The organism is Pelatocladus sp., from assembly GCF_059505505.1.
This window is the reverse complement of the sequence record NZ_JCACKS010000111.1, coordinates 1-7,467: the sequence shown is the minus strand read 5'-3', so window position 1 is coordinate 7,467 and position 7,467 is coordinate 1. Positions and strand designations below refer to the sequence as shown.

The window sequence follows — 7,467 nt, the reverse complement described above, 5'->3', positions numbered from 1 at the left end:
ATCACCATGTAATCTCTTGCGCTACATTTTGAAGTGCGGAATGTGGGTTAAAAATGTTTAACCAGTGAAGTTCGTAATTTTATAAACAAACTTATGAATCTGTTTTCTATTGACCAATAATTCCGAGCAGGGTATAAGAAAGCGGATAAATCCTGGGACTCAATCCGCTATTAGACCTCTTGCAAAAATATTTTTACCCCACCCTAACCCTAAGCGTAAACGGGGAGGGAACTAAATCTTCCCCCCGTTCACGGGGGGATTGAGGGGGGTTCATTCGACTTTTGCAAGAGGTCTATTGTTCGGCTGAGGATCACGACTCTAACAAGCCCTAGGATAAATCCTAGGGGTCAATTCCATTTTCCATAGACGCGTGACACGAACTGGCTTCTCCCAGAGTAGCGACTTCAAGGGAGAGTAATCTAAAATCCAAAATTGTTTGAAGCTTTAGTGTTCAAGATTGGATGAGGTTTAATTCACCGTGGTGTACGCACCTCATGATGGATAGTTAACTGGGAAATCGCAACTTCCACTTCCTGTTTAACCATTTCTTTCATATCCATGACCATAGATGGTGTAGACAAAGCGATCGCTTCTACTTCCTGTCTCACCATCTCCCTGATATCTACAATCGTAGACATTTGAGATGAAACTGTAGATGTACCAAGAATATCCCTGAGCAATCTAGCCGCAGTTTGGTTTAGTGACTCATCTTCAGAAGTTTGTAGTGCCGACAGTGCTTTAATTTCGACTTCACTTAACCGAAACGAGATGACTTTACTAGGCATTCTGTAGACTGATGTATACGTAGTTGTATACATGGTAAAGTCTTATTTATAAATTGTCTACGTTGTCGTCTACAACAAATTGTAGACAATTTGTATACCATAAAATAGAATAATTAGCGATTTCAAAAAAAAACAACTATTATGGCATTTGCCGAACCAAACCCCAATGAGCCTACTGATACTAAGTTGCATTCCTTGATGCATTTTGGGCAAGCAGGGGTAGCTGGGGAAGAAGAAAAAACTTCCCCAGACTCCCCAGATCAGTCTCTACAAGATTCCACAAATTCGTTTGAGGCTGCTCCTCCACTTCAAACCCCATCTGCGGACGAGCAAGTTAATCAGAATACTGAATCACAACCAGAAATTGAAGATTCAGGATCGATATTTCAAGCGGTTGGGGTGATTACTGGGGAGGTCAATTTGGCTGAGGATGGTAAAAACACTGTTACCATCGGTCGTTCTCAATACCCACTTTTCTATGTTCCCCGAAAGCGCAAAGTATTTGAAGCCCTCCAAAAAGAAATCGAAGCAACAGGTAATCGAACTCAACGTTTGGTTGTTTATCCAAAAGCAATTCATTTTCCACGCAAAGATCAACCACATCGCATTGCTTTTCAGCTAGTTGGCTTTGACAAAGGGCGATTTGAAGAAGCAGTTTCAGCAGAGTTACTAGACCTAGAGTTTAAATTCTCAGGACTATGGCAGTTTATTCCTGTTTGTGCTACTCCTTGTGTCTCTGTGTTTCGTAACTTTACTCGTGAAAGACTCGAATATATTAAGCAAGCCGAGCCTGCCCAAAAGGTAAAATTTATGAAGGCTAGTCATTTACCCTTGCTTTGGAAGGATGCACCAGTCAGACCCTTTAGATTTAATCCCAAAGCTCCTAAAGAAGATCAAGGACAGCCAACATTTGTCACCTTGAAGGCGAAATTTCTGCCTGGGCGTGATGTTTTCGGTTTTGTAGCACTATTAGCTCCACCTCAAGAAACTCCACCCAGATTTCTCAAAGCATCCAAAAAGGATAAAGCTACTGCCCAGCAAGCATCTCAGAAAGATAAGCCTAGAGTACAGCAAGTACAGCAGCCAACTCCAAAAAATAATTCTGATGAACACAGCAATCGTCAGCAAAAACCAAGCCAAAAACCTATTTTGAAGAAAAAATAGGATTATAAAAAACTTGGTATTTAACGATTCGCTCATGAAACAGCAAGGTACTGGATAACTAATAACGGCAGTAAATTTCTCAAACTGCCTAACCAGATTACTGAATTACACCATCACTTTAGTACATTCTCATGTGATGCAGTACACTTGTGGCTAGAAGTTGGTCTATCAGGGACGCAATACCAGATTAATCAAGACGATTTAAAACAGATCTCCACAGTAGTTTTGAGATAAGTGAAAAAACAGAAAATGTTAGCAACAGCACAGTTGAGAATACTGGCTTGGATTATAGTGAGCGATCGCTGTTTAATTTAATTTTATTGCTTAATACGGAATAGAGGGGCAATTCCCCTCAAGCGGATGCAATGAGTATCGTTTAGGATTTAATAGAATATAATTTGGTTTTTGAGGAGAAAATCATTCAAGTTCAAAAATGCTCGAAATTGGAGTATTTGTATATACCTAGTATTAGGTATCTATTTAGCTACGATCTGTTTCAAGCTGTTTGGTGTGTAGGCGAAACAGAAGATTAAGGATATTATTATGACACATAAAATCTCTTTAAGACAGCCCAGGAATATCATCAACGCGATCGCAGGTTGTTTAACTTTCTTAGCTGCTGTAGCGGCTATACAAAGTGAAAATCCAAATGCAAAAACACTTGCTTGGATTGTAGCTGTCAGCAGTGCTGCGATTGGAATAGCCAATGAAGCCAGTTCTCATCTGTATGAAGACAATGCCAATAATCAGATTGAAGCTTTTATTAAACCTAGAGAGCAGAAAATAGCAGAATTGACTAAGGAAGTAGAAATAAAACTCGGAGTTGAGAACCGATTACGACTAGAACAGTCAGTTAATAAAAAATTGTTAGATACCATTGCAAATCTCAAGTCTGAACTAGAATTTTATCAAGGGAAAGCAGAGTCAGAAAAGCAATTTGCCGATGCTGTTATAGAGAAATTCTTATTCAATATCAAAGAAATTTTAAATTCTCATATCGAAGAATGTATTGCAAAGCTGAAAAAATCCATAGATACCAAAATCAGACAAGTGAAGGATGAAACAATTATCAAAAGATTGAATAAATTCAAGAATGACCTTGAGATCAAATCTATTAATTACAAAAACTTAATAGCACAGATTGAACGTAATGAAAATCTTGATTTTGTCAACGAAACTATCGAGATTTATAATCAAATTCATGCAGAAGTAGGATGTTTAAAAGTTAAATTTGTCAAAAGTTTGAGTGTTAGCGATCGCTTACAATTTCAGAATGCTATCAACCAGGAAAAAGCCAAAAACGCGTTAGCAAAAATAGCAGGAATTCAACCACCCAGTTATACCAATGTCTTAGCGAAACTAGAAGAATCTGAGCGATTAGCTGCCAAGAATGAGCAATATATTAAAAACGTAATAGCAGAACTAGAAAAAGCTATGGAGCGACTAGCTCAGAAAGAAGAAGAAATCAAGGCTCTCAAACGTCCTCATTATTGGTCTACACCGACTCGTGATGATCAATGGTTAGCAAACATTATTATTGGTTATTTTGAACAATTAGGAATTGTCCTAGACCGCGCTCAGAATGATTCTGAGCAGTGGCAAGCAACTCTATATTTTCACATTGATCGAAATAAACGTTTAATTACAGCGAAAGACCTTAATGAACATTCTGAAAATATAGAACAGCTAGGCTATACACTCAACAGACCGGAGTTTAGATTTGATAGTGAGTCAGGATTGATGAGTGTTTGGGTACAAATAGCTAGTGATCCTGCCCAGAAAATTCTGCCATTTATTAGAATTGCTAGAGATTAGTACAATTTTACTTATTACCAATATTGTCCTCTGCAATAATTCTCTCGACGCAGCGTTCGGCAAGCGCAGCGATTGTCAGAGATGGGTTGACACATCCAGCGTAGCCTGGAATCATTGCCCCATCGACAACATACAGACCCTCGTAGCCTTTGATTCTGCCGTAAAAGTCACAAACTTTTCCCAGTATAGCACCACCAAGCGGATGTAATGTCACCTCATCTAGTACTTCGGCAGTCTTGGGCTGATATGTGCTGTTTGTATTGGCTTGGTTAAGTGTGTAGTATGTTTTCAAGGTCGCTTGGCGCAGCTGAACTATCTTCGGGTTAAGTATCGGCCAGGTCAACTGCACGCTATCGGTGAGTGGGTTAAACTGGAATCTTCCCTTGGGAAAACCAATTCCAAATCCTAAAAGATAAAGATGATCTTGTCGTGTTTCTTTCCAGACTGGAAACGGCTGAAGCGCTATCGGTGCAAGTGGGTTGGCGTGGTCTTCAACAACAGCGCTTAATGGGCCACCTTGGCTAGGGTTAGTAGGTGATAGACCTACTTGAAGACCAAGAGTATCACCATTATTTCCCCAAAAATTTCCTACAGCATCATTGAGCTTTGGTAGCGTTCCTTTAGCTTTTGCTTTAACTAAAAGCTTAGTTGTTCCCATCGAACCAGCCGCCAAAAAAACATGCTTACTAGTAAAAATGAGCTTTTGCAGGACATTGGCATCTTCGTCGATTTGGTTGCAAACAACTGCGTAGCCAGACTCAGGCATCTCATATATATCCGTGACTATGTGCAATGGTAGGATTTCAACAAACCCAGTCTGTTCTGCTTGTAGCAAATAGTTGCGATCTACGCTGTTCTTGCAACCGCTATTATTCCCATACAAAAATTCACCAGCGATCGCAGACGGAACACGCTCTCGAGTTATTTCCTGACGAACCACATCCCAGTTGAGGTTCATGTCCAATAGTTTTGCGGGTAATCCCGCATTTGCTGCCTCTTCTAGGAAAACGCGTGTTAGACGATAGTAGTCTGACGCCAATATATCTGCTGGAATTGGACTAGGCTTGAGGATGGAGCGGACTCTGGGATAATACACCTGGGCCATCTCATCGTAAGAAATTGCTCCTTGAAAAACCCGATCAAAATTAGCACGTGTTGGTTGGTAGGTAGCTGCGGAGTAGACGAGAGAACCACCACCTACACCTGCACCTGCCAATACTGCGATGCCTTTTTCTGCTAAAATCTCTACTATTCCGGTATGAGCGTAACTAACAAGAGGCTCAATATTACCAAAGATCGGAACACAAGAGGAGTTCAGCCACCAAGAACGGCTATCTGGAGTACGCAAGGTGGAGAAAGTGTTCTGTTCTTCAGTAAGAATCCAACGACGACCGCGTTCTAGTAGGAGAGTGTGTATTCCAGCTTGTGCCAATCGTAGCGCCGCAACCGCACCACCAAAACCACTCCCAATCACAATCGCATCTATAGGCTCACTCCGAGTTGCTAAGGAACGGAGAATATCAGCATTAGTAATTGCATAACCTGCTAGAGCAAAAGCCCCAGTTTTGAGGAAACGCCGTCGGGGAATGTGGTGATGATTCATGCGTTTCTTGTCACGTTTATATAGAAATCAAGCTCCACATATAGCACGTAAATCTTTCAGGCAGGAATTCATATGCAACAGCTTCAGTTATATACTGGCTGTGCTGTGTCAAAATGAAGATGACTAATAAAAGGTGAGCGATCGCTCCCAAAGCTCCCCTAAAGCTATACATAAGGATTGATCTGAGCAATGGCAGAAGAAACCAATCACAATGAAGCGGGAGAGGTGGCTCCCAGCACCGTAGACAAACAGGCTCCCACTGTCGCAGAACAAAACGCTCCTAGCACCGATTCTCCTGAAGCGACAAATATTCCCACTTCCAACGCGCCAGATCCAAAAGCGGTAAACCCGGAAACCAACCCAAATGCTGCTAAAACTAAAACTGCACCACCCAAGCGGGAAAAACCCGCCGCCGCAGCTAAAGCCGCAGATGGGGAAAAACCTGCCGCCGCAGCGAAAACAGCAAAGAAAGAAAAACCACCAGCAGTTGAAGATAAGCCATTTTCAGAGTTTATCCAACAATATTACTTGCCTGCTGTAGAAAAAGCTGTAGCTCAAGAAGGGGTAAAAAACTTACAAATTTCTTTTGTAAAACAGCAAATTCCTATCAAAGGACTAGAACAACTCGGTGACTGTTGGCAAATAGTTGGTAACTTTTCAGATGGTGTGCGCCACTTCAACTTATATTTTCCTGATGAAAATATTCAAGGGAAAAAAGCTTTTTCCTGCAATGAAGGGAAACAGCCTAGCACTCTGGAATCATTCTTAATTGATGAGCGCAAAATCACACTAGATTTGCTGGTGTATGGTTTGATGCAGCGTTTGAATGGTCAAAAGTGGCTGGGGAGAAATTAACCTAGTTCATAGAAATGGTAGGTAACAGCTCCAGTTATGGGGTCGTTATCTATCCTTACATAACCTGATTTCAGCAAATCTTTTAAAGCTGTTTCAATTTCTGCAAAGCTAGCTCCAGTTGCTTTTACACCTTGAGTTACGGTGATCATCCCACCCCGACTTTCAGCTGTTTCGATGAGTTTGAGGATGAGTTGATTGCCAGTAGGACGGTATACTTCGGAAGCCACTACTGCTTGTTCAAAAGGTACACCAAAGGGCGATACACCTGCTTTTAATCTGAGTCTTAGTTCATGTTCATTCACCATGTTGGGGATGAAAAACAAATCTATAAACTGACCGATGCCAAAAAAACCATAGGTTACTAACCATAACAAGCCTGTACCAATTCTGCCATTATATAAACGATGTAGTCCTCCCAATCCGAAAAACCAAGCTGCACTCAAGATGTAGGAGACAATAAGACGTTCTTGGTGGTCTTTGTCGTTATGATTTTCTGCATTCATCTTTTTTTAATCCCTTGGACTCTTCGCTCTGACTTTTTAGACAGTTTTTTTATTATTTTTTGTTTCTTGCGGAAATAAACTTTGATATGAGATTTTGTCGTAGTGACAATTTTATGTACACATAAATATTTCTCTACTGATTAAAATTATGGCTTAACACGCCCGTATCTGGGTAGTTCGCGGTTCAAAACATAATCATTGCGACTATGTTTTGACTGATGCCGACCTACTTAATCCTAAGATAACTAAATTGTCAGAAAATTACATAATTTATAGTGAAAAAAATACATAATATTAAATTTTATTTCATATCCTCGGCGCTAGTCACCAAAGGACTTCCAATAGCAGGAGGATTTATCTCAAGTATTTTTTGAAATGCTAGACAGTAATGATGTATGGATAGCAATCCTAATATTTATGATTTGTGAGAATTGCAGAGCTTAGATCTCCAACTTTGCATGAGTTGTCGGGGATCTTGTCTGGAGCGAATGATTTAGGAATGCCATAGCTTACAAATTTAAGATTAATTTTCTAATTACCTGTGAATACTTATGATAAATGTAATAATAAAATGCCTTAAAACTAGGTAAAACTATCTATGTTAACGAAAAAATCTATATATGTTTTTCTCGTTTTTTTGGGAATATTCTCGATCTCTGCATCAGCAAAAGCCGGATTTAACTATAAGTCCACTAGACATCTCCGACAACTATCAAAGCCTTTATGTGACTAGCTCTTAGGG

General features: G+C 40.2%; 6 protein-coding genes. 3 read left to right on the top strand and 3 right to left on the bottom strand.

Going from position 1 to position 7,467, the window contains the following annotated elements:
* Window positions 1-473: 473 nt before the first annotated feature.
* Window positions 474-818 carry a hypothetical protein gene (locus AC5JMK_RS10580; protein ID WP_495910032.1) on the bottom strand — a complete coding sequence of 115 codons (345 nt, stop codon included), beginning with the start codon at window positions 816-818 and terminating at the stop codon, window positions 474-476.
* 108 nt (window positions 819-926) lie between these two features.
* On the opposite strand from AC5JMK_RS10580, the gene AC5JMK_RS10575 reads away from it, so the two are divergent.
* On the top strand, window positions 927-1,949 hold the full coding sequence (locus tag AC5JMK_RS10575) for a hypothetical protein (protein WP_495910031.1): 1,023 nt from the start codon (window positions 927-929) through the stop codon (window positions 1,947-1,949).
* A gap of 543 nt (window positions 1,950-2,492) precedes the next feature.
* Entirely contained in the window at window positions 2,493-3,764 is a 1,272-nt protein-coding gene (locus AC5JMK_RS10570; RefSeq protein WP_495910030.1) for a hypothetical protein, read from the top strand.
* 7 nt (window positions 3,765-3,771) lie between these two features.
* Here the strand turns inward: AC5JMK_RS10570 and AC5JMK_RS10565 are convergent, their stop codons facing one another.
* Complete coding sequence (locus tag AC5JMK_RS10565; protein ID WP_495910029.1) at window positions 3,772-5,367, bottom strand: GMC oxidoreductase; 1,596 nt, start codon at window positions 5,365-5,367, stop codon at window positions 3,772-3,774.
* 189 nt (window positions 5,368-5,556) lie between these two features.
* Here AC5JMK_RS10565 and AC5JMK_RS10560 point away from each other — a divergent pair, with 189 nt between their 5' ends.
* A complete protein-coding gene (locus AC5JMK_RS10560; RefSeq protein WP_096676550.1) occupies window positions 5,557-6,222 on the top strand; it encodes a DUF2996 domain-containing protein in 666 nt (221 codons plus the stop codon).
* On the opposite strand, the gene AC5JMK_RS10555 is transcribed toward AC5JMK_RS10560, so the two are convergent.
* Window positions 6,219-6,725, bottom strand: a complete 507-nt coding sequence (locus AC5JMK_RS10555) for a TM2 domain-containing protein (RefSeq protein ID WP_096676551.1) — start codon at window positions 6,723-6,725, stop codon at window positions 6,219-6,221. The genes AC5JMK_RS10560 and AC5JMK_RS10555 overlap by 4 nt on opposite strands.
* Between the last annotated feature and the right edge of the window lie 742 nt (window positions 6,726-7,467).

Bases quoted from the DNA above. Each gene is read 5' to 3' on its own strand.
- AC5JMK_RS10575 (WP_495910031.1), top strand. From the start codon at position 927: ATGGCATTTGCCGAACCAAACCCCAATGAGCCTACTGATACTAAGTTG.
- AC5JMK_RS10565 (WP_495910029.1), bottom strand. From the start codon at position 5,367: ATGAATCATCACCACATTCCCCGACGGCGTTTCCTCAAAACTGGGGCT.
- AC5JMK_RS10560 (WP_096676550.1), top strand. From the start codon at position 5,557: ATGGCAGAAGAAACCAATCACAATGAAGCGGGAGAGGTGGCTCCCAGC.
- AC5JMK_RS10580 (WP_495910032.1), bottom strand. From the start codon at position 818: ATGTATACAACTACGTATACATCAGTCTACAGAATGCCTAGTAAAGTC.
- AC5JMK_RS10570 (WP_495910030.1), top strand. From the start codon at position 2,493: ATGACACATAAAATCTCTTTAAGACAGCCCAGGAATATCATCAACGCG.
- AC5JMK_RS10555 (WP_096676551.1), bottom strand. From the start codon at position 6,725: ATGAATGCAGAAAATCATAACGACAAAGACCACCAAGAACGTCTTATT.